The organism is Gemmatimonadetes bacterium SCN 70-22 (assembly GCA_001724275.1).
In the GTDB taxonomy this organism is placed as follows: domain Bacteria; phylum Gemmatimonadota; class Gemmatimonadetes; order Gemmatimonadales; family Gemmatimonadaceae; genus SCN-70-22.
This window is the reverse complement of sequence record MEDZ01000024.1, coordinates 33542-60033: the sequence shown is the minus strand read 5'-3', so window position 1 is coordinate 60033 and position 26492 is coordinate 33542. Positions and strand designations below refer to the sequence as shown.

The window sequence follows — 26492 nt, the reverse complement described above, 5'->3', positions numbered from 1 at the left end:
AGGACTTACCCTCCCGCCCGCACGGTGAAGGAGAACTCGCCCTTCATTGGGTGCCCATCCCTGGACGACGTCTTCCAGGCGACGGTGTAGCGTCCCGGGGCGAGCGCATGCGAAATGCCGGCCTCGATCGGGGCGCCGGCCGCGTCCGCCCGGCGCACGGGCGACAGCGGCACCGCCTGTCCCGCGGCATCGTGAAGGCGCACGGTCGTGACCGCCAGTTCGGGTGCCAGCGAGAACCAGAGGCGGATCGCGGTGGGAGGAGCGACCGTCTGGTCCTTGGCCGGCTCCGACTTGGTGAGGCGGAGATGGAACGCACCGACCGCTCCGCCTGCCGGCGGGAGCGACGGCGCGGCGTCCCGGGGCGGGACGGTGCCCGATACGGCGAGGATCGCGAGGGCAAGGCGAACGATCATGTGCGTCTCGGCTGCTGGGGCATCTGCGCATGCTGCCCCCGGCGAGTCGCAGCGCACGCGGGAGCACGAACCGAAGAAGGTAGCGGACGCTCGCAGCGACGTCGACGACCGGGCCCACGGACGCGTCGGCGCGGGGCGCCCGGCGAGCTCACCACTCGATGTGCTTGCCGCGCCACTCCCCGCGGGCCCTGGGATAGTCGCTTCGATAGTGCCCGCCGCGCGACTCGCGCCGAGCCAGGGCGGCCGCGGCCACGAGGCGCGCCGTCTCGCACATGTTCCGTTCCTCGGTCATCCCTTCGTCGAGCCGGGCATGCAGCTGATCCAGCGCCTTGACGCACTTGCGGAGCCCGCGCGCGTTGCGGTCGATGCCGGCGTGGTCCCACATCAGCTGGCGAATGGTGTCGGCCGCCACCTGGGCGGCGCCGCGGTCGGTGAGCGGAGGGACGTCCCACCGGGCGCGACGGCGCGGCACCGGGACGCGCGGCGCCGGGACGCGCGGCGCCGTCGACATGTCGCGCGCCACGCGCTCGGCGAAGACGAGTCCCTCGAGCAGGGAATTCGACGCCAGGCGGTTGGCGCCATGCACCCCCGTACACGCCACCTCGCCGCACGCGTAGAGCTGCGGGAGGGACGAGCGCCCGGCCAGGTCGGTGACGATCCCCCCCATCATGTAATGGGCCGCCGGGGTGACGGGGATGAGGTCGCGGCGCGGGTCGATGCCGCGGTGCTGGCAGATGGCGAAGATCCCGGGGAAGCGCTCCACGAACTTCTTCCCGATCGACCGGGCGTCGAGGTGAACGGCCCCGGTGCGTTGCCGCTCGCGGAAGATCTCGCGCGCCACGATGTCGCGCGGCGCCAGCTCGGCGAGCTTGTGCCGCGCGACCATGAAGCGCTCCCCTTCGGCGTTGAGCAGCGTCGCCCCCTCGCCGCGCACCGCCTCGGAGATGAGCGAGAGCGGGTTCTCCGGGGTATCGAGCGCGGTGGGGTGGAATTGCACGAACTCCATGTCGGCGAGCGTGACGCCCGCGCGGTGCGCGATGGCGAAGCCGTCGCCGGTGGCGACGACCGGGTTCGTCGTGTACCGGTAGATCTGCCCGCACCCCCCGGTGGCGAGCACCGTCGCGTCGGCGCGGATCTCGACCGCCTGCCCCATGACGCTGGCGCGCGCGCCGGCGCAGCGCCCGTCCTCCACGATGAGGTCCAGGACGCGGGCATACTCGAGGACATCGGATCTTTCGGTGGCGCGGATGCGCTCGATGAGGGTGCGCGCCACCTCGGCGCCGGTGCGATCGCCGTGGGCATGCACGATGCGCCGCCGCGAGTGCGCGGCCTCGCGCCCCAGCATGAGCTGGCCGTTCCGCCCGAGGTCGAAGGCGGCGCCCGCCAGTTGCAGCTCGCGCACGCGGGCCGGCCCCTCCTCCACCAGCACTTCCACCGCCTCACGGTCGCAGAGCGCGGCCCCCGCCGCCAGGGTGTCCTTTCGGTGCAGTTCGGGAGAGTCGCCGGCGCCGAGGGCGGCGGCAATGCCCCCCTGGGCATACGAGGTGGCGCTGTCGTGCAACGACCGCTTGGTGAGGACCAGGACGTCGCCGTGCTCCGCGGCGCGCCAGGCGGTGTGGAGTCCGGCAACCCCGCTCCCGATGACGAGGAAGCGGGTACGGATGAGGGAGGGCATGCCGAGGCGGTCGCGGTTGACGAGGAGTGGCGGGGCGTTGCCGACCCGCATGAATCGGCGAGATTTCCGGTCCCCCTTCGTTCAGGATATCGCCAGCACATGTCCGCCACCATTCCCGCTCGTACCCTGGCTCGCGCCGCCCTTCTCCTCGGCGCCGTGGCAATCCCCGCCCGTGGGCAGTGGACCCCGCTCACCAGCGGGACCACCGCCTCGTTGCGCGGACTCAGCGTCGTGGATGCGCGGATCGCATGGGCCAGCGGGACCGGTGGGACGGTGGTGCACACCACCGACGGCGGGGCGACGTGGACCGTGGACACGATCCCCGGCGCCGAGGCGCTGGACCTGCGCGCCGTGCACGCGCGGAGCGCCCGCGTGGCCTGGGTGGCGGCGACCGCGGGGCGCATCTGGCGCACCACCGACGGGGGGAGGCGGTGGGTGCAACAGTACCAGGCCGGCGACTCGGCGGTCTTCCTCGACGCCATCGATTTCTGGGACGACCAGCATGGAATGGCGTTAGGCGATCCGATCGACGGACGCTTCCACCTGCTGGTCACCAACGACGGCGGCGATACCTGGCGCGTCCTCCCGCTGGACGAGCGCCCGGTGGCCGCGCCGGGCGAGGCGGCCTTCGCCGCCAGCGGGAGCTCGCTCCTGTTGCGGGGCGCCCCGGGCTCGATGGAGGCGTGGATCGGCACCGGCGGTGCGGTGGCGCGGGTGCACCGCCACGTGAGCCGCGCGAAGGGGTGGGTCGCGTACGACACGCCGCTGCGGCAGGGGGGCGCGGCGGAGGGGATCTTCTCGCTGGCCGAGGTTCCGGGCGAGGGGTTCGTGATCGTCGGCGGGCACTACGAGCAGGGGGACTCGACGCGGGGGAATGCGGCGACGTCGCCCACCGGGAGCTCGTGGCAACCGGTGACCGGGGCCCCGCCGGGCGGCTATCGGTCGGGGGTCGCGTTCGCGCGGCGTCCCGGCGGACGCACCATCGGGATCGCGGTCGGCCCGGGCGGGAGCGACCTCTCGCGCGACGGCGGCCGCCACTGGGCCGCCTTCGATCGTGCCGGGTATCACGCCGTGCGCGCGTCGCGGGATGGTATGTTCTACGCTTCCGGGAGCGGCGGGCGCCTGGCGCGATTCGACGCACGCGCGCTCCCGTGACGTCCCTCGTGTCCTGACGCTCGCCGTCACATCGCCACGCCCAGACTCCACATGCATCCTTTCGCTCGTCGATCGCTCGTCGCCGGCGCCGCCGTGGCGCTCCTTGCCGCCTGTGGTTCCGAGCCCAGGCCCCCCGCGTCCGAGGTCGGGCTTCCGCCAGCCGCAACGTCGGCGGCGCCGGCCTCGTTCCGGGTGCGCTTCGAGACCAGCAAGGGGAGCTTCGTCGTCGAGGCGCACCGCGCGTGGGCGCCGAAGGGAGTGGACCGGCTGTACCAGCTGGTCCAGAGCGGCTTCTTCGACAACACGCGCTTCTTCCGCGTGGTGACGGGCTTCATGGTGCAGTTCGGGGTGCACGGCGATCCGGCGGTCAATGCGGCATGGGAGAACCTGGCCATCCCCGACGATTCGGTGACCCAGGGGAACACGCGCGGCAGGATGTCGTTCGCCATGGCGGGACCCGGGACGCGCACGACGCAGGTCTTCATCAACCTGGTCGACAACCGCTCCCTGGACGACATGGGGTTCGCCCCGATCGGCGAGGTGATCGAGGGGATGGCGGTGGTCGACTCGCTCTACGCCGGCTACGGTGACGGTCCCCCGTCGGGATTCGGCCCCGACCAGATGCGCCTCATGCGCGAGGGGAACGCCTACCTCGAGAAGGAATTCCCGAGGCTCGACTTCATCCGCACGGCGCGCGTCGTGGAAGACGGGGCGCCAGCCACCGCCGCCGCCGACCCGGCAGTGGCCCCCGCGGCCGCCGCCCCGGCTGCGCCGCGTGCGGGACGCCCGGCGCGCGAGCTCGCACGTTAGGCATGCTGGCCCGGGCCGCGGTCGCCCTGGCCGTGGCGACCGCCCAGCCACTCCTCGCGCAGCACGGGGACCATGTCGGCAGCGACTCCACGCGACGCGGTCGCGTGGGGGCGATGGCGGTGGTGCTCGGCTCGCACGCCAACCCGGCGGCACTGGGCCGGCCCGTGACCGAGGGATACGTCTCGCAACCCATGCTCTTCGGCGACGTGCAGCTGGCCGGGGGGCGCGTGGCGGCGCTGGCCACGCTCAACTTCGAGGGCGCGACGCTCTCGCGCGGCGAGATCAACCCCGACGGCTATGGCGAGGGCTACATCGACCGGCGCCACCCGCATACCTACCTCCACGAGGCGATGCTGGGCGTGGCCGGGACGCGCGGCGCGGTGGGCGCGTCGCTCTTCGCGGGGAAGGGGTTCGTCCCCTTCGGCACCGACGACCCCATGGTGCGCCCCTTCGTGAAGTACCCGGTGAACCACCACCACGCGCAGCTCATGGAACGGGGGCTCGTGGCGGCGGCGCTGCAGCTGCCGGGCGGGACGCTGGAGCTGGCCCGCTTCAACGGCGACGAACCCGAGGGGGCGTCCGACTGGCCCAACGCGGGGCGCGCCCTCGACTCGTGGGCGGCGCGGACGACCGTCTTCGCGCCGGGCGGGGTCGAGCTGTCGGCCAGCACGGCACGCGTCCGGTCGCCCGAGTTCGCGTCGGGCGAGGGGCTCGACCAGCGCAAGGCGAGCGCCTCGCTCCGGCTGGTGCGCGGGAGCGGCGCCTGGCGGTATGCGTTCGCCGAGTGGGCGCGGACGCGCGAGGGGGCAAGCGCGGGGCCCCGCTTCGCATTCACGTCGCTGCTGGCCGAGGGCGCCTGGCAGCTGCGCGGCGTGCAGCTGGCGGCGCGCGCGGAACGTACCGAGCGCCCCGAGGAGGATCGCCTCGACGATCCCTATCGTTCGGTGCGTCCCCTCCTGGACTTCAACATCCTCGGCCGGACCCGGTGGGACATCGTGACCGTGCAGCTGTCGGCGCCGGGCAGGCGCCTGGCCGGGGCGCGCGTCGCCCCGTTCGTCGAGGGGGCGTGGCTCGCCCCGCGTGCCCTGGCGCACCCCACGCCGATGGATCCCCGCATCTTCTATGATGCCTCGCGGCTCTGGATGCTGTCGGGGGGGGTGCGCCTCCATGCGGGGGCGATGCGCCCGCGCTTCGGGCGCTACGGCGCGGCGCAGCGTCATGTCGGCGACGCGTCCCCCCCCCGGGCCCACTGAAACTCGCGGCCCGGCCGGCCGTCCGAAGGTGGGCCTCGCTCGCCACCCGACCATTACCCTCGATCCATGCCCGCCCTCTCGTCAGTCGCAACCCGCCCCACCCGTCGCCCCATTCCTCGCCCCACGCCTCGCTCCGGGCGTCGCCGGCTCCTTCCGCTCGCCGCCGTGGTTGCAGCTGCGGCCTGCGGGGGTGACGACGCGCCGTCCGCCCCGATCATCGATCCCCTTCCCTCCCCGACCCCCGTCGTGATGACCGTTACCGGGCGCGGAACCCTCACCAGTCGCTACACCGCCGAGGTCTGGGCGCAGGGGGACTACGCGTACACCAGCACCTGGGGGGTCAGGGGGAACCCCGGCCTGCCCGGGAACGCCGTCTTCGTCTGGGACGTGCGCGGGGCCCCGCAACTCGTCGATTCGGTCGTCGTCCCCCCCGTCATCGACGGGACGTCGGTGCGCACCACCGGTGACGTGCAGGTGAGCGACGACGGGAAGCTCCTGGTCTTTCCCACCGAGCTCGGCCCCGGCTCGTTGGAGATCTACTCGCTGGCCGACCCCGCCAGGCCGTCGCCGCTCGCGCGCTTCACCTCACCCAACATCACGCGCGGAGTCCACACCGCCGAGCTGCAACGAGTCGGCGGGAAGCTCTACGCCTTCCTGTCGGTCAACAACGGCGTCAGCCATCCGTCGCGCCTGATGGTCGTGGACCTGGGCGATCCGGCCAACCCGCGCGAGGTGATGTTCCGCGACATGGGGAAGCCGTTCATCCACGACGTGTACGTGCGCGACGGGCGCCTCTTCACCGCCCTGTGGAACGATGGCGTCGTCATCTGGGACATCGGCGGAGGCGGCAAGGGCGGGACCGTCCAGAACCCGATCGAGATCGGGCGGCTCCTCACCAAGGATGGCGAGGCGCACAACATCTGGTGGTTCCACGAGCCGGCGACGGGGCTCAAGCGCTACGCCTTCGTCGGGCAGGAGGGGGCGGCGACGCTCTTCTCCTCCTCGTCGGGCGACATCCACGTGGTCGACATCTCCGACCCCACGCAGCCGAAGGAGGTCGCCTTCTTCAACGTTCCGGGTGCCGGGACACACAACTTCTCGGTCGACGAGGGGCGCGGGATCCTCTACGCCGCCTACTACAACGGCGGCGTGCAGGCGCTGGACATCGCGGGCGACCTGTCGAAGTGCGGCTTCGCCCCGCGCGCCGCCGACGGGCGCTGCGACCTGCGACTGATGGGGCGCGTGCTGGCGACTGGTGTCGCCGGCGCGGGGACGCCCGTCTTCGTCTGGGGGGTCCACTTCACCGGGAACGCCCTCTATGCCTCGGACATGCTCAACGGGCTGGTGAAGCTGGCGCCGGTGACACGTTAGGCGAGCTGGAGCCGTGGAACGGGTGAGGGGGCGCCGTCCCGCCACGGCGCCCCACGGCGCCCCCGGCAGTCCCCGGCAATCCACGGCCTCCCCCGCGACCCACGGCTCCCCCGCGGACGCACGACGCCCGCCGGGGCAGGCGCCCGCCTCCTCGAGCAGGCGCCCTCCGCCCCGCGCCGGCGCGCTTCCCCCACTCGTTACGTATTCCCGATTGACAGTCTCGGGATTACCGCGTACACTCCCGACGCGTTACCTGATATTCATTCTCAGTTAACCCTGCGGTCATCGTCGGAACCCCCTCCCCTCCGGCCGTGACCCCGATTCGGCGATCCTCGCCGCTTCTTTTGTGGTTAAACCCGACAAAGTTAGTCCCGCTTCTCCCATGATACGCGCCGCCTGCTCCGTCTGCCTCCTCGCACTCACCGCTTCGTCGTACGCCCGCGCGCAGGAGGGGGGCACGCACGGCCAGACGACCCGGCTCGACACCGTCCGGGTGAAGGGGGAACACGAGACGACCCGCGGCTATCGCGCGACCCGCCTGCGCTCCAGTACGCGGACGGAGACGCCGCTCCGCGACATCCCCCAGGCCGCAACGGTCGTCACCCGCGCGCAGATCCGCGACCAGGCGATGCAGTCCATGGGCGACGTGGTGCGCTACGTCCCGGGGGTGACGATGGGACAGGGCGAGGGGCATCGCGATGCCCCGACCATCCGCGGCGTCAGCTCCACCGCCGACTTCTTCGTCAATGGCGTCCGCGACGACGCGCAGTACCTGCGCGACGTCTACAACCTCGAGCGCGTCGAGGCCCTCAAGGGGGCCAACGCCCTTGCCTTCGGTCGTGGCGGAGGCGGCGGCGTCGTCAACCGCGTCACCAAGGAGGCGCAGTGGATGCGCTCTGGCGACGTCTCACTCGAGGCGGGGAGCTACAACCACACGCGTGGCACGTTCGACATGGGCAATGCCCTGTCGCCCCGCGCCGCGGCCCGCCTGACAGGGGTGGCGGAGCACTCCGGGAGCTTCCGCGACGCGATCGCCCTCGACCGCGTCGGCCTCAACCCGACCGTCGCCTTGATGTTCGGCGCCACCTCGCTCCGCCTCGGGTTCGAGCACTTCCAGGATCGCCGCACGATCGACCGCGGGATTCCGTCGTTCAACGGCGCCCCGCTTGCCGGCGCCACGCGTACCTTCTTCGGCAACCCCGACGCCAATCGCTCGCGTGCCTTCGTGCGCTCGGCGAGCGCGGTGGTGGAGCGTGGCGACGAGAGCGCCCTCCTGGTGCGCAGCCAGCTCCGCTACACCACGTACGACAAGAGCTACCAGAACACCGTGCCGGGAGCCATCACCGCCGACGGCTCGGAGGTGACGATCTCCGCCTACCGCAACGACACCCAGCGACGGAACCTCTTCAGCCAGACCGACGTCGTCGCCCGGCGTACCACGGGTCCGGTCAGCCACACCTTTCTGGCCGGTGCCGAGTTGGGGCGTCAGGAGACGGACAACTTCCGGCAGACCGGTTACTTCGATGGGAGCGCCACGTCGATCCGGACGCCGCTCGTTGCGCCGACCATCAGCACCCCCGTCGCCTTCCGTCAGAGCGCGACCGACGCCGACAACTCGGCGCTCGCGCACGTCGTCTCGGGCTACCTGCAGCACCAGGCCGCGCTGGGCGCGCATTGGCAGACCACGCTCGGCGTGCGGTGGGACCGCTTCGCCATGGACTTCGACGACCATCGCAAGAGCCTCACGCGGGACAGGACCGACGTCCTCGTCTCTCCGCGCGCCGGCGTCGTCTTCAAGCCGGTCGCCGCGGTGTCGGCCTACGGCTCGTATAGTGTCTCGAGCCTCCCCAGCTCGGGCGACCAGTTCTCCTCGCTCGATGCGACGACCGAGACGCTCGCCCCCGAGCGCTTCACGAACCGCGAGATCGGGATCAAGTGGGACGCGAGCCGTTCGCTCGCGGTGACGGTTGCGATCTTCCAGCTGGACCGCACCAACACGCGCGCCAACGATCCCGACACGCCGGGGCGCATCGTGCAGACGGGGGCGCAGCGCTCGACGGGTGGTGAGCTCGGAATCACGGGGAATGTCACGTCGCGCTGGCAGGTGGCCGGCGGCTGGGCGGTGCAGCGGGCAACGGTCCGGCGGGCCACCACCTCGGCGGCCGCGGGCGCGACCGTCCCGCTGGTGCCGCACCAGTCACTCTCGCTCTGGAACCGCCTGCGGCTGCAGGAGCGCGTTGGCGCCGCCATCGGCATCGTGCACCAGGGAAGGATGTACGCGGCCATCGACAACCGCGTGACGCTCCCCGCCTTCACGCGCCTGGATGGCGCGCTGTTCATCGACGTATCGCGCCAGCTCCGGGTGCAGGCGAACATCGAGAACCTGCTCGGCGCATCATACTTCGCCACGTCGCACGGCAACAACAACATCCTCCCCGGCGCCCCGCGCACGCTGCGGATGTCGCTGGTGGCGACGCCGTGACCGGCGCCTGACGAGCTCCGCGCCCGGCGAGGGGCGACGTCTCCGGGGCCCGAGGCGGGGTTCCGGGGGGACACCGGGCCGCGGCGCGGCGCGCGGCGCCACGAGCGACTACAACTTCCCCCCGCACTTGCGGCAGAACGCGGCATCGTGCTCGTGCCCCTCGGCGGCGCAGTGCGGGCAGGCCTGCGTCGAGACCGGGGCGCGCATGGCACGCGTCATCTCCGCGGTCACGATCCCCGTGGGGACGGCGATGACGCCGTAGCCCATCAGCATGACCGCCGACGCGATGAATCGCCCGAGCGTCGTCTGCGGCGAGATGTCGCCGTAGCCCACGGTGGTGAGCGTCACGATCGCCCAGTAGATCCCGGTGGAGATGCTGGTGAAGCCGTGCTCGGGACCCTCGACCACATGGATCAGGGCGCCGACGATCACCACCACCGTCAGCACGGTGAAGAGGAAGACCAGGATCTTGCGGCGACTCGCCTGCAGCGCCCTCCAGAGCTCGCGCGATTCGCCCAGGTACTGCGAGAGCTTGAAGACCCTGAAGATCCGCAGGAGGCGCAGGATGCGGATCACGAGGAGGCTCTGGGCCCCGGGGACGAGGACGGAGAAGTAGGTCGGGATGACCGAGAGGAGATCCACGATCCCGAAGAACGAGGTGGCGTAGCGCATCGGCTTGCCGACGCTGAACAGGCGCAACCCGTACTCGATCGTGAAGAGGACGGTGAAGCTCCACTCGGCGAGGCGCAGCGCCGGGCCGTAGCGCGCCCGTACGGCGGGGGCGCTCTCCAGGACCACCACCGACACGCTGGCGGCGATGAGGGCCAGGAGGATGGCGTCGAAGAGCTTTCCGGCCCTCGTGTCGGCCTCGAAGATCACCTCGTGCAGGCGTTGGCGAAGCGCGCTGGGGGGCGAGTCGTCGCGGGGCATGCCGACGGGAGTGGGGGGAATCGGAGGGCCGGGGCCGGGATGTCCAGGTCTGCCTAACGCTTGATACCGTCCCCGCGCGCGAAGAACCCGGGGAGGGAGACGGGGACCGTCCCGGTGATGGGGGCGCGTCCCATGAGCGCGCCGGCGGCGGCGCGCTCCGCCGCGTCACCGACGCTGTACGTCACCATGTAGGTCCCCACGGCGGCGACCTGGCGGATGAGGTACGGGTTGCCGAAGGCGACCAGCACCACGCGCTGTTGCGCCGCCGCCGAGTCGGCAGCCGCAATCGCCGCCAGCCAGGAGGCGATGTGCGGAGGGATGGCCGGGCGCCCCTCCCCCTCGATGCGCCGCACGTACGCCGCCACGACCACGCGCTCGGCGGCGGCGATCGCCGGCGCGAGCGCATCCAGCTGCGACTGCACGGTGCCCGGCGAGACCCGCATGATGCGCACCGACGGGTCGCCCTGGCGCATGGCCGCGGCGAAGACGCGACCGGCGCGCAGCTCGGTCTCGGGCATGTACTGGATGACCAGCGTGCGCTTGCCGGTGAGCGGGACGAGCGCGCCGCGGTCGCGCAGGAGCGTCACCGCCCGCCGCGCGATGTCGTTGGCCGTGGCGCGATGCGCCGCGGCGCCCACGACGTGCCGTGACGAATCGAAGGAGACGAAGCGGTTGAAGGCGACCCCGCTCCTGGCCTTGAGCTCCAGCACGCGCCGCGCCGAGGCGTCGATGCGGTCGCGCGAGATCTCGCCACGCTCCACCGCCGCCACCACGGCGTCGATGGCCTTGGTGGGATCGCTCGGCTTGAGAAGGATGTCGGCGCCCGCCTTCACGGCCAGGACGCTGCTCTCGGCGACACCGTATCCCTTGCCGACCCCTTCCATCGTCATGGCATCGGTGATGGCGACGCCGCGAAAGTGCAGCGAGTCGCGCAGCAACGCCGTCATGATGCGTGGGGCGAGGGTGGCTGGCGTCGTCGAGTCGCCCTCGAGCGCGGGCAAGGCGATGTGGGCCGACATCACGAGTCCGACCCCGGCACCGATCGCCGCGCGGAAGGGGACGAGCTCCGTCGTCTGGAAGCGCGCCCAGTCGGCGCTGACGACCGGGAGCCCCACATGCGAGTCGACGTCGGTGTCGCCGTGTCCGGGGAAGTGCTTGGCCGTGGCGATGGTCCCGGCGTCCTGCGATCCCTTCACGAAGAGCGCCGACAGGCGGGCCACGTGCGCGGGGTCCTCGCCGAAGGACCGGGTGTTGATGACCGGGTTCTGCGGGTTGTTGTTGACGTCGACGACGGGGGCGAAGTTGATGTGGATGCCGACGGCGCGCGCCTCGCGGCCGATGATGTTCCCCACGTCGTAGGCGTCCGAGTCACGCCCGGTGGCCGCGATCGCCATGGCGGTCGGGAAGACCGTGGCCCCACCGGCGTCCATCAGGTAGTGCGAGAAGACCCCCCCCTCCAGCCGGCCTAACGCCGGCTCGAGGTCCGACGACGCAAGCAGGGGGACGCGGGCCAGGCGCTGGAAGGCATCCAGCTTGGTCGCCACCTCCATCGGCGTGCCGAGCGACATGCTCACCCCGCCGATGCCATCCTCGACGATCCAGCGCCGCACCTCGGCGAAGGCGGAGTCGTCGGTGGAGGTGTAGTCGCCAAGGACCCAGACCATCACCATCTGTCCCACGCGCTGCCGCAGGTCGAGCGAGGCGAGGGTACGGTCGACCCATTCGCGCTGACGCGGCGTGAGCGGGGTGGCCGGGGCCACCGCCGACGCGCTGGCCGCAGGAGCCGGGGTCACCGCTGGCGGGGCCGCGGTGGAGCAGGCGGCGACGGCGAGGGAGAGCGAGGCGAGCGTGAACGACGGGCGCATCGGTGGTGTGATGGACATGGCGAAGGGGAGCGGCACCCGGAGCACGGTCCGGGGGCCTGGGGTGGGAATCTGCATGGAGCGTCAGGGTTTCGCACCGCTGCCATGGCGTCTCCGGTTCCGTCGCCGCCGTTTCACGGCCTCGGTGAGCTTGGGAGCCGACGGGTCGGGGCTCCCCCCGATTCACCGCAGGGAGTGCCGGGCGGAGTCGAGCACGCGTCAGGCACCACGAAACCACTCCGAATTGACGGGCCTCTGTCTTGCAGAGGAGAGTTCCTTCCGCGGCGAGATCGCCAGGGAGTCCGACTCGACAGGAAATAGGAATACTTCGGATGCAGGATCGGGAGACGAGTGAGCAGCGGAGGGTCTGGTTCCATGTGGACCTCGACGGGCTCGACGCCATCTACGGAGCCCACGGTCGCGCCTGGTCGGGAACCAGCGACGCCTTCTATCTGAGCGCGATCGACCGCTCCCTCCGCATCTTTGCCCAGCGGAGGATCACGGCGACCTACTTCGCCATCGCCCAGGACCTGGAACGTCCCGAGAAGCGCGCGGCGCTGCGGCGCATCGTCGCCGGCGGGCATCACATCGCGTCGCACTCCGTCACGCACCCCGTCCTGCACCGCTCCGGCTCGGAGCGCAAGCGGCGCGAAGTATTCGAGTCCAAGGCGCGTCTCGAGGATGCGCTCGGCGTGCCGGTGCATGGTTTTCGCGCTCCGGGCTACTCGATCGACCTGGAAACGCTCGACCTGCTGCGGGAGGCCGGGTACCGGTACGACTCCTCGGTACATCCGACCTACGCGCTCCGACAGCGGCTGCACGTGGAGCGCGTCTGGCCCGAGCCGTTCGACTTCTTCGGCGACCGGAGCCTCATCGAACTCCCCCTACCCTACGTCGGGCCCTGGCTCCCTTCGTTTCATCCTGCATACGCCTTCTACTTGCGCCGGGCCTATCATCGCGACCAGCTGCGCCGGTTCGCGCGCAGGCGGCGCTACCTCACCTACCTGTTCCACCTCACGGACTTTTCCGACCGAGTGAAGGACGTCGAGAGCCTGCGCCTCGCGCTCTTCACCAACAACTGGTTCCGCGGCGACGAGAAGGAGGAATACGTCGGCCAGCTCCTGGACGAGGTGCGTGAACAGTTTCCCCACGTCACCACCAGCGAGGAGGTTGTGGCGGGGTGGCCGGAGAGCGCGCCCGACCTCAATCCGCGCACGATCCTCGGGATCGCGACTACGCACGAGACCGGGGCGTGCATCGTGCGCGACCAGGTGGTCGTGGCCGCCGTGAACGAGGAACGCATGTCACGGGTGAAGCTCGACACCACGTATCCGCCGACGCAGTCGATTCGTGAGGTAATCCGCCTCTCGAGGATGCAGCCGTCGGAGATCGACGCCGTGGCCGTTGCCGGGTTGCGCTGGACCGACCTGCTCGCGCAGTTGTGGGCGACCGTGCGCCGGGACGTCGGGGAGTTCCACGCCCTCAACGACTACATCCCGCACGCGTGTCGGTTGGCGTATCGCGCCTTCTACCTGTGGCGCGCGTCGCGCTACGAGACGGTGCTGGATTTCCTGGAGCGCGAGTACGGGGTGCGGCCGAAGCTGTGGTTCGTGGAACACCACGAGGCGCATGCGGCGTGCGCCCACCGGACGGGGACGGCCAGCGACACGCTCGTCGTGACCGCCGACGGCGTGGGCGACGACCTGTGCGTGACCATCGGGCGTGGCCGTGGCGGGCTGATCCAGCGCGACCAGGCGCTCCCTTATCCGCACTCCTTCGGGCAGTTCTACACCGCGTGCACCCAGGTCCTCGGCTTCAAGGGAGGGCGCCACGAGGGGAAGATCACCGGCCTCGCCGGATTCGGGACGCGCAACCCGGAGCTCGTGGCCAAGATCGAGTCGACCCTGTTCAGTCGCGACGGTGACTTCAAGCTGCACAAGGGGTTTTACGCCGAGGGGTTCCCGCGCCTCAAGCTCAAGGACATCGCCCGGGTATACGGGGGGCGCAACACGCTCCTCGGGATCGACTACCGGAACTACAAGCCGCCCCTCAAACGTTTGCTTGCCGGCTATCCGCGGGAGGACGTGGCGTGGGCCTTCCAGCACATCCTCGAGCGTGAGGTCGTGAAGCTGGTGCGGCCACACGTGCCGGCCGGGCGCCCGTTGCACCTGGTTGTGGCGGGCGGCGTCTTCGCGAACGTGAAGCTCAACATGGCGTTGTCGCAGGAACTGCAACCCGCGTCGATCCACATCTACCCCAACATGGGGGATGGCGGGCTGTGCGTCGGGGCGGCGCTCACGGTGGCGGGGAGCATGCCGCGCCCCGCACCCGATATGTACCTCGGGACGTCGTACGACGACGCCGACATCGAAGCGGCGCTGGCGTGTTACCCGCAACTGACAGTCACGCGTCCCGACGACCTGGCCGGCGCGATCGCCGCCGCTCTCGCGGACCACAAGATCGTCGCTCGCTTTGCCGGAAAGATGGAGTTTGGCCCCAGGGCGCTGGGACATCGTTCCATCCTGTACCACGCCGGCGATCGCACCGTGAACAGCTGGCTCAACACGCAGCTGCATCGCACGGAGTTCATGCCGTTCGCACCCATGTGCATTCATGCAGACGCTGCGGAGTACTTCCACATGCGTGAGGGGGAAATGCGTCCCTGCGAGTTCATGACACTCGTGGTGTCGTGCACGGAGCGGATGCGCACGGAGTGCCCGGCCGCCGTGCACATCGACGGCAGCGCACGCCCCCAGCTGGTGCGGCCCGATATCGCCCCGGGAATGCACGACATCCTGGTCGCCTACAAGGCCCTGACCGGGTCGTCGGTGGTGATCAACACCTCCTTCAATATGCACGAGGAGCCGATCATTCGGTCGCCCGACGAGGCGATCCGCTCGTACCTCGCCAGCCACCTGCACGTGCTCGCGCTCGGCTCCTACCTGGTCAGCACCGATGCCACCCTCCTCGATCGGTTGACCAAGGGTCGGGGCGCCGGTGCCCGCAATGTTGCACCTGCCGAGGCGCTCATCCAGTGATGGCGGCGTGGCACGACTCGGTCCTCGCCAGGCTGGCCGGGCAAATGGGCCGGCGGCACGTGCTGATCTTCGTCATCGCGGCACTGGTGTACGTCCCGACGGCCTCGTGGGGGACTCCGCACGCCACCGCCTGGAACCGGACGGAGGCCTGGGGAGTCGACGACGAGCCTCCCACCGGCCCCTTGGCGCAATTGTACGACATCGTCAATCCCGCGCCGACGCAGAATCCGAATCTCGGCTACCCGATGCTGCACCCGTTCCTGGTGCTGGCGGCGTTCGCACCCTATGTCACGTGGCTTCGGGTGACCGGTGAACTGGGAACCCCGACGGGGGCCTTCCCGCACGGGTTCTCCGATCCGGTCACGGCGCTGGCCACGCTCTCGCTCCTGGCGCACCTGCTGAGTGTGCTGCTGGCGGCGGGAATCGTGGTGGCCGCGTACGAAACCGGGCGCACCCTGTGGGACGAGCGCGCGGGGGTGTGGGGGGCCGCATTCTCCGGGTTGGTCTACCCGATGTTCTACTACGCCCGGACATCCAACCCCGATGTCCCGGTCCTCTTCTTCACGGCGATCGCCGGCATCCCATTCGCCCGCGCCCTGATGCTGGGCGTCACGCGGAAGCGCGTGCTCTGGCTGGGAGCGCTGATCGGCCTCGCGCTCGCCACCAAGGAGCCGTCATTCGCGTCGTTCGTCGGGATTCCCTTCGTGCTTCTACTCCTTCCCCGTCCGGGTGAATCGCGGCCGCAATGGTGGAAGAGGGAGACGTGGTCACTCGCCGCCTGTTGCGCCCTCGCCGTCGTCCTCGCCTACGTGGTGGGGAGCGGGATGATCGTCGACCCCGACCGCTGGATGGCGCACATCCGCTTCATCCGCGAGCGCAGCGCCGAGGCGGTGGAGGGGGCGGTGGCGTTCATGCCGTACTATCCCAGGAGCTGGAGCGGCAACGTGGCCCTCGGCTCGCGGCTGTTGCAGCTCATGGCCGACGCCATGACGGGGCCGGGGCTCGTGCTGGGGGGAGTCGGGCTCGCGCTCGCCGCCAGGCGCACGCCACGCGCCGCCTGGTTTGCCGTCACCGTCGTCACGTACCTCGCGATCCTCTTCTGGTCGGCGCGCGCGGCGCAGCTGCGCTACGTCATGCCGGCCGTGTACGCGCTGTCGCTGTTTGCCGGCTACGCGGTGCGCGAGCTGCTGGCGGCGCGTGCGGCGGCGGTCCGGGCGATGGGGGCCGCGGCGGCGGCAGCAGCGGTTGTGCTCGCGTCGCTGCGCGGGGTGGACCTGACGTGGGCCATGGCGCACGACTCGCGGCATGCGGCGGCGGCGTGGCTGCGCGAGCATGGGAAGCCGGGCGACCGGCTCGAGTTCTTCGGCTCGATGCAGAAGGAGCCTCCCATGGAGGGATGGATGACCTCCGGCTTTGCCGTCGAGTACCTGGGCGGCAACGTCAAGGCGCCGCGCGACTCGGCGACGGTGGCGAGGATCATCCGGGGATGGCACGAGCGCCGGCCGCGCTTCGTGTCGTTGATTCCCGACTACACCAGCCACCCCGGGGAGCCGTTCGCTCCCCTGATCCTCGCTGGATTGATTGTCGTCGTTTACGCGCTGCGGCGCCCGCCGCTGGACTACCCGGTGGTGAACCCGCCGATCAGGATCTACGAGCGCGTCGAGACGCCACCGGGGTGAGCACCCGGGGTGAGCACCCCGGGAGAACGGGCGCGCGCGCGATGGTGGCGGCGGGGGGCGTTGGCCGGGCAGCGGCTAACGCCCCCCTCGCGTCATCCGTAAGTTCCCGCCACCACAGGAGGGAACGGATGCCCACGGGTGGCGAGGTCCTCGCGCGCATGCTGCGGGCCGAAGGGGTCGATACCGTCTTCGGCATCATCGACGGGACGTATTACGGGTTCTATGGCGCGTTGCACGCGCTCGGCATCAGGCTCGTCACGCCGCGCCACGAGGCCAGCGCCGCGCACGCCGCCGCCGCCTACGCGCGCCTCACCGGCAGGCTTGGCGTCTGCATGGCGAGCAACGGCCCCGGCGTGGCCAACATCCTCCCCGGGCTCGTCGTGGAGCAGGCGGAGGGGAACCGCGTCCTCTGCATAACGAGTGCGCGCCGCACGGGGGCGATGTACCCGCTGCGGACGGGGACCTACCAGGGCTTCGACCAGGCGGCGGTGGTGGGCGCGTTCGCGAAGCACAGCCGCGCCGTGCCCGGCTTCGAGCGCATCCCCGAGCTGATGCGGGGGGCGCTGCGCGCCTGCTGGGACGGGCGCCCCGGCGTGGTGCACCTGGATGTCCCGGAGAACCTGATGAACGGCGAGATGCCGGGCGACGTCGCGTACCTGGCGCCGTCGCAGTACCGGCGGGTGGCGCCGACCGCCCCGGACGCCGGTGACGTGGCGCGCGCCGCGGCGCTCCTCACGCAGTGCGAGCTCCCCGTCATCCACGTGGGGAGCGGGGTGATCCACGCCGGGGCGTTCGACCAGGTGCAACGCGTGGCCGAATTGCTGCAGGCTCCGGTCACCACGAGCTGGGCGGCGCGCGGGGCGGTGGACGAGTCGTCGCCCCTGGCGATCCCGATGCCGCACGTGAAGCTCAACACCCTGGTGCGCAACGACGCCGATGCCGCCCTCATCCTGGGGTCGCGCGTGGGGGAGACCGACTGGTGGGGGAAGGCACCGTACTGGCGCAGGGCGTCGGAGCAACGGACGGTGCAAGTGGACATCGACGATGCGACCATCGGCGCCAACAGGCCGGTCGAGATCGGGGCGTGTGCCGACGTCGGCGCCTTCCTCGAGGCGCTGCACGATCGCCTGTCCGCCAGGCGCAACGAGCCGGCGCTTGCCCGCCGGCGCGCGCGCCTGCAGGGATATGGCAGGCACGTCCGGCGCTTCAATGCCAGGCTCGACGCCGCCCTGGCCGATACGGGAGCGCCGCTGCACCCCGCACACGTCCCGGCGGCGGTGCGCGAGCTCTTCCCTGCCGGAAGCCCGCTCGTCGCCGACGGCGGGAACACTGCCGTCTGGACCATGTTCTACAGCAGGGCGGTCCCGCCGGCCCGCATCCTCTCCACGATGAAGATGGGGATGCTCGGGGCCGGGATGGGGCAAGCGTTAGGCGCGGCGGTCGCCGTCCCGGACCACCCGGTGGCCTGCATCACCGGGGACGGCGCGATGGGGATGCATCCGCAGGAGATCGAGGCGGCGGTCCGCCACCGGCTGCACATCGTCTGGCTCGTCCTCTGCGACCGGCAGTGGGGGATGGTCAAGATGACGCAGAGCATGGCGATGCGTCCCGTGAAGATGCTCCTCCGGAAGCGGCTCGATCCCGGCGAGAACATCTGGTCCGACTTCGGGGAGATCGACTTCGCCGCCGTGGCGCGGGCCATGGGCGCCGCGGGCGAGCGCGTGGCCGACCCCCGGGCGTTGCGGCAAGCGATCGCGCGGGCGCTGGGGCATCAGGGGCCGACGGTGATCCACGTCGACGTGAACCCGACCACGCACATGTGGGCGCCGGGCCTCCTCCACTTCAAGGCGATGCACCAGGAGCCCAAGGGGAAGTGAGCGAGCTCGATGCGGTCCGGCTCAACTTCAGCCCTGCGACGCTGCATGCACTGAACGCGATCCTGGCGATCGTGATGTTCGGGGTGGCGCTCGACCTGAGTGCCGAGGACTTCCGGCGCGTGGCGGCCAACCCGCGTCCGGTCCTCATCGGGCTCGCCGGGCACTTCCTGGTCTTCCCGGCGTTCACCTTCCTCCTCGTCCTCCTCATCCGCCCGTCGCCCAGCATCGCCCTCGGGATGATGCTCGTCGCCAGCTGCCCGGCGGGAAACATCTCCAACTTCCTGGTGCACCTGGCCGGCGGCAACACCGCCCTCTCGGTCAGCATCAGCTCCGCATCGACGGTGCTGTCGGTGGTGCTGACGCCGCTGGTGCTGCGCTTCTGGGGGGCGCTGTACGGGCCGACGAGCGCCATCCTGCGGGACGTGGCGGTCGACCCGCTGGAGATGTTCGTCACCATCTTCGTCCTGCTCGGCATTCCGCTCACGCTCGGCGTGATGGTCGCGCGCCGCTGGCCGCGGTTCGCCCAGCGGGCGCGGCTCCCCCTCAAGCGATTCTCGATCGCGGTGTTCGGGGCGTTCCTCGTGGCGGCGCTGGCTGGCAACTGGACATACTTCGTGACGTACGTGCAGCTGGTGGTGGTCGCGGTGGCGCTGCACAACGCCATGGCGCTGGCCACGGGCTACTGGACCGCCGCCGCCCTCGGGCTCCCGGAGCGCGACCGGCGCGCGGTGAGCTTCGAGGTCGGGATCCAGAACTCCGGGCTCGGATTGATCCTGATCTTCACCTTCTTCGACGGGCTCGGGGGGATGGCGATCGTGGCGGCGTGGTGGGGGATCTGGCACATCGTCGCGGGGTTGTCGCTGGCGGCATACTGGGCGCGTCGCCCCCTCCCCCGGTGACGGGGGCGCATGCCGATGCACGCCTCCCCGGCGCGATGATGCGGCCCTCGATCCTCGTCACCGGTTCGTCCGGCTACATCGGACGCCTCCTGGTGGCCGAGCTGGCCGAGGGGGTGCGCGCCGGGCGCTTCGGCACGGTCGTCGCCGCCGACATCCGCGCCCCGGAGGCGCTTCCCGACGGCGTGAGGTTCGTCAGGCACGACGTGCGCGACGCGGGGCTCGAGGCCGTGATGCAGGCGCACGGCACCACGGTGGTCGTGCACCTCGCCTCCATCGTCACCCCGCCCAGGGGGAGCACCCGCGACGTCGAGTACGCGGTCGACGTCGGCGGGACGCGGCGCGTCCTCGAGGGGTGCGTGGCCGCACGGGTCCGGCGCATCGTCGTGACCTCGAGCGGGGCAGCCTACGGCTATCACGCCGACAACCCCGCGCGACTGCGTGAGACGGACCCCCTCCGCGGCAACGACTCGTTTGCCTACGCCTGGCACAAGCGGCTGGTCGAGGAGATGCTCGCCACCTACCGGCGCGACCACCCCGCCCTCGAGCAGGTGGTCTTCCGCGTCGGGACGATCCTTGGCGCCACGGTCAGCAACCAGATCACCGCCCTGTTCGAGAAGCGGCGGCTCCTCGCGGTCAGCGGCTCGGCATCGCCCTTCGTCTTCGTGCACGATCGCGACGTCGTCCGCTGCCTCGTGCGGGGCGTGGACACCCCGGTGACGGGGATCTTCAATGTTGCAGGTGACGGTGTCGTGACGATCGACGAGATCGCGACGCTCCTGCACAAGCCCGTCCTGCGGATCCCGGCCTGGCTGCTGCGCGGGGCGCTCGCGGTGCTCGCCCCCCTCGGCCTCACGCGCTACGGCCCCGCGCAGGTCGCCTTCCTGCGATATCGCCCGGTGCTCGACAACACGCGGCTGAAGGAGGTCTTCGGCTACCGGCCGGCGATGACGTCGCGCGAGGCGTTCATGGCCTGGCGGGACGCCGCGCCCCGTGTCACGGCGCCTCCGTGAGGGGGCCGCCCGAGGGAGCAGGCTCCCCCGACGATGAGGGAGCCGCCGCCGGGATCCCGACCGGCGACGCCATGCGCCGCACGGCCCACCCCCAGAGCACGACGGCCAGCATGGGCGCCGCGTACAGCATCGCATGCCCCGTGGCGCGCTGCTGCTCCATGTTGTAGGCCGTGCAGATGAGGCCCGGATACAGCGTGTAGACCAGCCCGATGGCGGCGACCATCGCGACGCCATGGATTCCGAGCGCCATCGTCACGGCAAGGGTGGTGCGCGGCAGCGCGTGCGCGAGGGCCGCTCCCGCCAGGAACCACGAGACGTGCAGGAGCTGGTCGGCGACGGTGCTCGACGCGGCGAGATCGAGCGAGCGCGGCACCATCCAGAACATCATCGCGCCGACGGCGAGCACGAGGATCGCCGGATCCCACGCCGGGGCGCTCCCGGGGCGCCGGCGTCTCGACCCGTGAGCCGCAACGGCGCCGAGGACGAGCATGGCCGGCACCTGCAACAGTTGGTGGCGGGGCATGGTGGCGCTGAACCACTGGGCCTGCGGCGGCATGGCCAGCACCACCGCCAGGGCGAACGCGAGCACCGGCCTCGTCATCGGGCCACGGCGCGCAACGCGGCGACGAGCGAGTCCGCCGTCACCTCGGGGCGGAAGACGGCCACGACCTGGCCGGCGGGGTCGATGAGAAAGCTGGAGGCGGCATGGTTGATCCGCCCGTCGGGGAGGCGCGTCACCCAGACGCCGAGCCGCGCGAGCGACGCGTCCAGGCGTCGATCGTCGCCCTCGTTCACGCCCCCCATGATCCACCCCGGCCCAGCCCCCAACGCGCGCCAGTGCTCGCCGAGCGAGGCGGGGTCGTCCCGCGCCGGATCGATCGAGAGGCTCAGGAACACCACCCGTCCCGGCACGAGGTCACCGAGCCGCCCATACGCCTGTCGCAGGCGCGCCGTGACCAGGTGGCACACGTCGGGGCAATGCAGGTACATGAAGGTGAGGAGGACGTAGCGTCCGCGGTAGGCCTCGAGCGAGCCGCGCTCGCCCGCCAGCTGCCAGAAGGAGAGCGGCGGCGCGGCATGCGGCAGCGGGCCGGCGGCGGCGAGCGCCGCGCCGTCGGTGGTGAACGCCCGGAAGCCGTGCGTCCACCATCCGATGAGCGCCACGACGCCCACCAGCGCCAGCCCGCCGCGCACCCCGCGCACGGCGCGGCGTGCACGCCCGTCGATCACACCACGGCCCAGTTCCGTCGCCATTCCCCCACGAGCGCGGCGAGGTACAGGAGCAACCCGACCAGGACGAGCCCGACGAACCACGCCGCGTAGCCGGCCAGGGCCTGTCCGGCGGCCGCCACCTGCTTGATCGGGATTGCCTGGTAGGTGGCGTAGCGCCGGGGGACGGCGGCCAATCCGCCGAGATAGAACATGGTGACGAAGCCATACCCGCCGACCACGAAGACCGCCAGCGCCGCCTTGGCGCGCGACTGTGCCTCGGGGGATACGATCTCGTGCAGGGCGGCGAAGAGCATCAGCACGTATCCGACCAGGAAGTACGTGTGGAAGTGCCCCGGCACCCAGAGCGTGTTGTGGAAGTACACGTTGACCGCGATCGTCGAGTCGAGCACGGCGGCGAGTCCTCCCACGGCCCATCCCACGATTCCCAGGTAGTACGCAATCGGCGCAAAGCTCCACTTCACGTCGGCGCGGTACACCTGCGTCGCGGCGCCGAACATGGTCACCACGGTCGCCGGGATCGCGCTGAAGTACGACGCCACCTGCCCGATCACCTGCAGCGCCTTCGGCTGGGCGAAGTCCATGTAGAGGTGATGCAGGAAGGCGAACAGGACGAAGACGAGCGTCGCATTCCACGCCAGGGCCACCACGCGGTTCACCGACCAGGCGCGGCCGGTATAGAGCGGGAGACGCTCATACAGCAGGGCGACCCCCAGGTACATGGTGATGTTCACCAGGGTGTGCCCAAAGAGGAACATCAGGTCCTTGAGCAGGAGAGCGTCGAGTTGCAGCGCCGGCACGAACCACTTGAACAGGTACAGCATCATCACCACGGCACCGACCACGGTGGTGATGGCTCCGGCAAGCAGCGAGACGGTCGCGATCAGGATGAACGAGGGGAGCGGCTCCTGCGGCGTTGCCCCCGTGATGTACTCCCACGCCAGGAGGCGGCGCGCCCCGTACCGCGCCGCGAACGCCCGCAGCAGCTCGAGCTGGGCCAGGAGCCACGCCACGCCGAGCACCAGGATCGAGACGATGGCGAGCGACGTGGACCACCGGGCCCAGGTCGTGATGAACGGGAGCGGGTAGAGCATGTACCACCCCGATCCGTGTCGCCCGACCAGCGTGGCGACGATCACGCCCACGGTGCCGACGAGGACCAGGACGTAGATCCAGCGGAAGAGCGCGAGGCTCGGCTGCACGTACCTAAACGCGTGATACCAGACGGCGATCACGCCGCCGATGAACAGCGTCCCGGCCATCCCCAGGCCGTGCAGCGTCATCATCGCGTAGAAGTAGTCGGGGCGCACGGCGAGGGCCCCGGCCTGGCTCATTCGCATCAGGAGGCCGAGCACCATGAGCACGAGGAGGGTGAGGATCACCGTGACGGCCCAGACCATCACCATCCTCTTGGCCGCGTGAGGCGCGGCAGGAGTCGACATGGACATGGGTCAGCGTGCCTCCAGCGATGCGAACATCATGTGATGCCCGAGCCCGCAGTACTCGAGGCAGAAGACGCGATACGTGCCCGCGACCGGAAAGGTCACCGTCAGCTCGTTGCGATAGCCGGGCATCGCCTGCGCCTGCGCGAGCAGCGATCCGTCGGGCCGGTAGATGCCGAAGCCGTGATTCACGTCGAGCGACCCCACATCGAACGTCACCGGGCGTCCGACCGGGAGGACGATGCCGCTGCCGCCACCTGGACTCGCCTGGCCGGACGTGATCTGCCACCCCCACATCACGCCGTTGGCGACGAGCGTCACGGCCGTGGGCTCGTCCTGTGCCGACGCGTACGGCGTGTGGCGCAGCGTCATGACGAGCGCGGCGACGAGGACGGCGGTCAGGGCGATGAAGTAGCCCCGCCTGGTCCGGTAGATGCCTGGGCGGACATCCTCGATCGCCGCCATGGGGCGGCGCGTGGCGACGACCCACGCGATGATCCAGATGGCGATGGCGCCAACCAAGGTGACGATGCCGACGATCTCGACGGTCACGCGCTTCCTCCTGCATGAAGTGAGATACCGCAGCAAAGCTGCATGTCTCGTCACACTATGCCCGGACCCCGATCTGACAAGTCGGGCAACCCACGGTATCCACCCCATTCCCTTAGCGTCCTCTTATCACGGATGGCGCGCCGGCACCGGCGCGTGGCCATTACCGCTGACGCCACGAGCCCCGCGACGCGAGCAACCATCCTTCGCCTCACGGCATCCAACCCGCAGTCCCCTCCATCGAGCCCGCCCGTGCACAACCTCCGTGATGCCTGGCGCGCCCTCCGGCGCACCCCGCTCGTGAGCATCGTCGCGATCCTCTCGCTGGCCCTGGGGATCGGGGCGAACACGGCGATGTTCTCCATCCTCGACACGCTGATCCTGCGTACGCTCCCGGTCCCGCACGCCGGCCGCCTGGCGCTGCTCACGAACGAGGGCCGGCCGGCGTCGCTCACCAATCCCATCTGGGAGGAGATCCGCGCGCGCGAGGAGGCGTTCGACGGCGCCTTCGCGTGGTCGATGCAGCGCTTCAACCTTGCAACTGGCGGTGAGGCGGAGCTGGTCGACGGGATGTATGCCAGCGGGCGGATCTTCGACGTGCTCGGTGTCCCGGCCGTCGTCGGGCGGGTCTTCACCCCATCCGACGACCGGAGGGGCGGGGGCGACGCCGGGCTGGTGGCCGTCATCTCGCACGACTACTGGCAGCGCCAGTACGGCGGGGCGCGCGACGTGATCGGCCGCGGCATCACCCTCGAGGGCAGGACGTTCACCATCGTCGGCGTCACGCCGCCGGGCTTCTTCGGCCCCGAGGTGGGGCGCCGCTTCGACGTCGCCATCCCGCTGGGGACCGAGCGCGCCATCCGGGGGAACGAGAGTGCGCTCGACCAGCGGTCGTGGTGGTGGCTGCAGGCCATGGTACGGCTCGAGTCGGGGCAGTCACTGGCCGCGGCCAACGCCGCATTGCGCCAGATGCAGCCGCAAGTGCGCGAGGCCACCATCCCCCCGCACTACCGTCCCGAGAACGTCGAGCGCTACCTGCGCGATCCGTACACGCTGATGGAGGCGAGCACGGGGACGTCGCGGCTGCGTGACCAGTACCAGCGCCCCCTGCTCACCATCATGGCGGTGGTGGGGCTCGTCCTCCTCATCGCCTGCGGCAACATCGCCAACCTCCTCCTGGCCCGCGCCACCGCGCGCCGTCACGAGCTCAGCGTGCGCCAGGCGCTCGGGGCCTCGCGCGCGCAGCTGGCACGGCAGCTGTTCGCCGAGAGCGCGCTCCTCTCCGCGAGCGGGGCGATACTCGGGATCTTCTTCGCCGTGTGGGGGAGCCGGCTGCTCGTGAGGCAGCTCGCGCTCCGGGGGACTCCGGCTGCGCTCGACCTGTCGCTGGACTGGCGCGTCTTCGCCTTCACCGCCGCCGTCGCCGTCGGGACCGCGCTGCTCTTCGGCACGGCGCCCGCGCTGCGGGCGGCGCGCGCGCGCCCCATGGAGGCGATGCGCGAGCAGGGGCGCGGCAACTCGGGCGACGCGCGCGCCGGGCTCGGCGGAAGCCTCGTGGTCATGCAGGTCGCGCTCTCGCTGGTCCTCGTCGTCGGGGCCGCCCTGTTCCTGCGCACGTTCGCCACGCTCACGAGCATGCGCCTGGGCTTCGACCGCGACCGTGTCCTGGTCGTCCGGGTCGATGCCACGCGAAGCGCGGTCGACACGCTGGCGCGGGTGGCGCTGTACGAGCGGCTGCAACGCGCGGCACTCGGCGTCCCCGGCGTGAGCCAGGCCGCGCTCTCCGTGGTGACGCCGGTGAGCGGGACCACCTGGAACAACCTGGTCGAGGTGGACGGGATGCCGCCGCGCTCCGAGGAGGAGCGCTCGACCAACGTCAACGTCCTCACCCCCGGTTGGTTCGCGACGTACGGGACGCCGCTGCTGGCCGGGCGCGACATCGACGCGCGCGACCGCGAGGGGGCGCCGATGGTTGCGGTGGTCAACGAGACCTTCGTGCGCAAGCACCTGGGGGGCGGCAACCCGATCGGGCGCATCATCCGGCAGCCCGGCTTCATGGGGGAGCCGGGGCGCACGATCGAGATCGTGGGACTGGCACGCGACGCCGTGTACGGCGGGCTGCGCGACACCCTCCCGCCGACGATGTACCTCCCCCTGGCCCAGAACGGGAGGACGCCGTCGTCGATCTCGCTGAGCGTGCGGGCCGAGCGCGGTGCGCCAGCCACGCTGGGACGCGCGATCGTGGCCGCCCTCGCGCAGGTGGACCCCGCCCTCTCCCTGCGCGTGACGCCGCTCGAGCAGCAGGTGCAGGGATCGCTGACGCAGGAGCGGCTGGTGGCCATGCTCTCCGCCTTCTTCGGGGCCCTCGCCTTGCTCCTGGCGGGCGTCGGGCTGTACGGCGTGACCGCCTACGCCGTCACCAGGCGCCGGGCGGAGCTCGGGATCCGGATGGCGTTGGGCTCGGCGCCGGCCGGGATCATGCGCCTCGTCATGGCGCGCGTGGCGGCGCTGGTGGTGGCCGGCGTGGTGCTGGGCAGTCTGGCCTCGTGGTGGCTGTCGCGTTTCGTCGGCGGGTTGCTCTACGGGCTCACGCCGCGCGACCCGTTCTCCTTCGGCGCCGGGGCGCTGGCGCTGGTGCTGGTGGGGTTGCTGGCGGGGTGGGTCCCCGCCCGCCGCGCAGCGCGCCTGGATCCGGCGACGGTGCTGCGGGAGGAGTAGCGGGAGACCAACCGGCACGCCGGCCTGAACGCCGGCCGACGTGCCGGCGGCGGCGGATCGCGACGCATGCCGGGGCGGCGGGCGACCCGCCGCATCGCC

19 protein-coding genes are annotated in these 26492 nt (G+C 71.1%); 11 read left to right on the top strand and 8 right to left on the bottom strand.

All coding sequences use genetic code 11. From position 1 onward, the window contains the following. Positions 1 to 5 precede the first annotated feature (5 nt). Positions 6 to 389 (bottom strand): hypothetical protein, encoded by a 384-nt coding sequence (locus tag ABS52_12720; GenBank protein ODT02716.1) that lies wholly within the window; start codon positions 387 to 389, stop codon positions 6 to 8. A gap of 172 nt (positions 390 to 561) precedes the next feature. Next, complete coding sequence (locus ABS52_12715) at positions 562 to 2139, bottom strand: L-aspartate oxidase (protein ID ODT02675.1); 1578 nt, start codon at positions 2137 to 2139, stop codon at positions 562 to 564. A gap of 48 nt (positions 2140 to 2187) precedes the next feature. Between ABS52_12715 and ABS52_12710 the strand changes: the two genes are divergently transcribed. The 5 genes from ABS52_12710 (at position 2188) to ABS52_12690 (ending at position 9159) form a co-directional block, all read left to right on the top strand. Further along, entirely contained in the window at positions 2188 to 3243 is a 1056-nt protein-coding gene (locus ABS52_12710; protein ID ODT02674.1) for a hypothetical protein, read from the top strand. 192 nt (positions 3244 to 3435) lie between these two features. Then, a complete protein-coding gene (locus tag ABS52_12705; GenBank protein ODT02673.1) occupies positions 3436 to 4053 on the top strand; it encodes a hypothetical protein in 618 nt (205 codons plus the stop codon). Between the two features lie 2 nt (positions 4054 to 4055). After that, positions 4056 to 5306: a hypothetical protein gene (locus ABS52_12700; GenBank protein ID ODT02672.1), complete on the top strand. Its 1251-nt coding sequence runs from the start codon at positions 4056 to 4058 to the stop codon at positions 5304 to 5306. 249 nt (positions 5307 to 5555) lie between these two features. After that, on the top strand, positions 5556 to 6677 hold the full coding sequence (locus tag ABS52_12695; GenBank protein ID ODT02671.1) for a hypothetical protein: 1122 nt from the start codon (positions 5556 to 5558) through the stop codon (positions 6675 to 6677). A gap of 382 nt (positions 6678 to 7059) precedes the next feature. Next, on the top strand, positions 7060 to 9159 hold the full coding sequence (locus ABS52_12690; protein ID ODT02670.1) for a hypothetical protein: 2100 nt from the start codon (positions 7060 to 7062) through the stop codon (positions 9157 to 9159). A 108-nt stretch (positions 9160 to 9267) separates the two neighbouring features. Here the strand turns inward: ABS52_12690 and ABS52_12685 are convergent, their stop codons facing one another. Both ABS52_12685 and ABS52_12680 read right to left on the bottom strand, forming a co-directional pair. Next, positions 9268 to 10089, bottom strand: a complete 822-nt coding sequence (locus ABS52_12685) for an ion transporter (protein ODT02669.1) — start codon at positions 10087 to 10089, stop codon at positions 9268 to 9270. Between the two features lie 53 nt (positions 10090 to 10142). Beyond that, positions 10143 to 11954 carry a hypothetical protein gene (locus ABS52_12680; protein ODT02668.1) on the bottom strand — a complete coding sequence of 604 codons (1812 nt, stop codon included), beginning with the start codon at positions 11952 to 11954 and terminating at the stop codon, positions 10143 to 10145. Positions 11955 to 12283: 329 nt separating this feature from the next. On the opposite strand from ABS52_12680, the gene ABS52_12675 reads away from it, so the two are divergent. From ABS52_12675 to ABS52_12655, 5 genes are all read left to right on the top strand, one after another. Next, positions 12284 to 14989 (top strand): hypothetical protein, encoded by a 2706-nt coding sequence (locus ABS52_12675; GenBank protein ODT02667.1) that lies wholly within the window; start codon positions 12284 to 12286, stop codon positions 14987 to 14989. After that, a complete protein-coding gene (locus tag ABS52_12670) occupies positions 14989 to 16668 on the top strand; it encodes a hypothetical protein (GenBank protein ODT02666.1) in 1680 nt (559 codons plus the stop codon). Before ABS52_12675 ends, ABS52_12670 begins: the two co-directional genes overlap by 1 nt. Before the next feature lie 128 nt (positions 16669 to 16796). After that, on the top strand, positions 16797 to 18545 hold the full coding sequence (locus tag ABS52_12665; protein ID ODT02665.1) for a thiamine pyrophosphate-binding protein: 1749 nt from the start codon (positions 16797 to 16799) through the stop codon (positions 18543 to 18545). Then, the gene (locus tag ABS52_12660; protein ID ODT02664.1) at positions 18542 to 19444 is read left to right on the top strand and encodes a symporter; all 903 of its coding nucleotides are present in this window, start codon (positions 18542 to 18544) and stop codon (positions 19442 to 19444) included. Before ABS52_12665 ends, ABS52_12660 begins: the two co-directional genes overlap by 4 nt. Positions 19445 to 19479: 35 nt before the next feature. After that, the gene (locus tag ABS52_12655; protein ID ODT02715.1) at positions 19480 to 20454 is read left to right on the top strand and encodes an epimerase; all 975 of its coding nucleotides are present in this window, start codon (positions 19480 to 19482) and stop codon (positions 20452 to 20454) included. Here the strand turns inward: ABS52_12655 and ABS52_12650 are convergent. Genes ABS52_12650 through ABS52_12635 form a run of 4 tightly spaced genes read right to left on the bottom strand, consistent with a single transcriptional unit; the run spans position 20438 to position 23678 of the window. After that, on the bottom strand, positions 20438 to 21055 hold the full coding sequence (locus ABS52_12650) for a hypothetical protein (protein ODT02663.1): 618 nt from the start codon (positions 21053 to 21055) through the stop codon (positions 20438 to 20440). The genes ABS52_12655 and ABS52_12650 overlap by 17 nt on opposite strands. Further along, positions 21052 to 21708 (bottom strand): hypothetical protein, encoded by a 657-nt coding sequence (locus ABS52_12645; protein ID ODT02662.1) that lies wholly within the window; start codon positions 21706 to 21708, stop codon positions 21052 to 21054. The genes ABS52_12650 and ABS52_12645 overlap by 4 nt, the downstream gene beginning before the upstream one ends. After that, the gene (locus ABS52_12640; GenBank protein ID ODT02661.1) at positions 21681 to 23090 is read right to left on the bottom strand and encodes a hypothetical protein; all 1410 of its coding nucleotides are present in this window, start codon (positions 23088 to 23090) and stop codon (positions 21681 to 21683) included. Before ABS52_12640 ends, ABS52_12645 begins: the two co-directional genes overlap by 28 nt. Positions 23091 to 23135: 45 nt before the next feature. Then, positions 23136 to 23678 carry a hypothetical protein gene (locus tag ABS52_12635; protein ID ODT02660.1) on the bottom strand — a complete coding sequence of 181 codons (543 nt, stop codon included), beginning with the start codon at positions 23676 to 23678 and terminating at the stop codon, positions 23136 to 23138. 249 nt (positions 23679 to 23927) lie between these two features. Here ABS52_12635 and ABS52_12630 point away from each other — a divergent pair, with 249 nt between their 5' ends. Then, on the top strand, positions 23928 to 26393 hold the full coding sequence (locus ABS52_12630) for a hypothetical protein (GenBank protein ODT02659.1): 2466 nt from the start codon (positions 23928 to 23930) through the stop codon (positions 26391 to 26393). Positions 26394 to 26492 lie beyond the last annotated feature (99 nt).

Bases quoted from the DNA above. Each gene is read 5' to 3' on its own strand.
- ABS52_12715 (ODT02675.1), bottom strand. From the start codon at position 2,139: ATGCGGGTCGGCAACGCCCCGCCACTCCTCGTCAACCGCGACCGCCTC.
- ABS52_12710 (ODT02674.1), top strand. From the start codon at position 2,188: ATGTCCGCCACCATTCCCGCTCGTACCCTGGCTCGCGCCGCCCTTCTC.
- ABS52_12700 (ODT02672.1), top strand. From the start codon at position 4,056: ATGCTGGCCCGGGCCGCGGTCGCCCTGGCCGTGGCGACCGCCCAGCCA.
- ABS52_12695 (ODT02671.1), top strand. From the start codon at position 5,556: ATGACCGTTACCGGGCGCGGAACCCTCACCAGTCGCTACACCGCCGAG.
- ABS52_12690 (ODT02670.1), top strand. From the start codon at position 7,060: ATGATACGCGCCGCCTGCTCCGTCTGCCTCCTCGCACTCACCGCTTCG.
- ABS52_12685 (ODT02669.1), bottom strand. From the start codon at position 10,089: ATGCCCCGCGACGACTCGCCCCCCAGCGCGCTTCGCCAACGCCTGCAC.
- ABS52_12680 (ODT02668.1), bottom strand. From the start codon at position 11,954: ATGCGCCCGTCGTTCACGCTCGCCTCGCTCTCCCTCGCCGTCGCCGCC.
- ABS52_12675 (ODT02667.1), top strand. From the start codon at position 12,284: ATGCAGGATCGGGAGACGAGTGAGCAGCGGAGGGTCTGGTTCCATGTG.
- ABS52_12670 (ODT02666.1), top strand. From the start codon at position 14,989: ATGGCGGCGTGGCACGACTCGGTCCTCGCCAGGCTGGCCGGGCAAATG.
- ABS52_12665 (ODT02665.1), top strand. From the start codon at position 16,797: ATGCCCACGGGTGGCGAGGTCCTCGCGCGCATGCTGCGGGCCGAAGGG.
- ABS52_12655 (ODT02715.1), top strand. From the start codon at position 19,480: ATGATGCGGCCCTCGATCCTCGTCACCGGTTCGTCCGGCTACATCGGA.
- ABS52_12650 (ODT02663.1), bottom strand. From the start codon at position 21,055: ATGACGAGGCCGGTGCTCGCGTTCGCCCTGGCGGTGGTGCTGGCCATG.
- ABS52_12645 (ODT02662.1), bottom strand. From the start codon at position 21,708: ATGGCGACGGAACTGGGCCGTGGTGTGATCGACGGGCGTGCACGCCGC.
- ABS52_12640 (ODT02661.1), bottom strand. From the start codon at position 23,090: ATGGTGATGGTCTGGGCCGTCACGGTGATCCTCACCCTCCTCGTGCTC.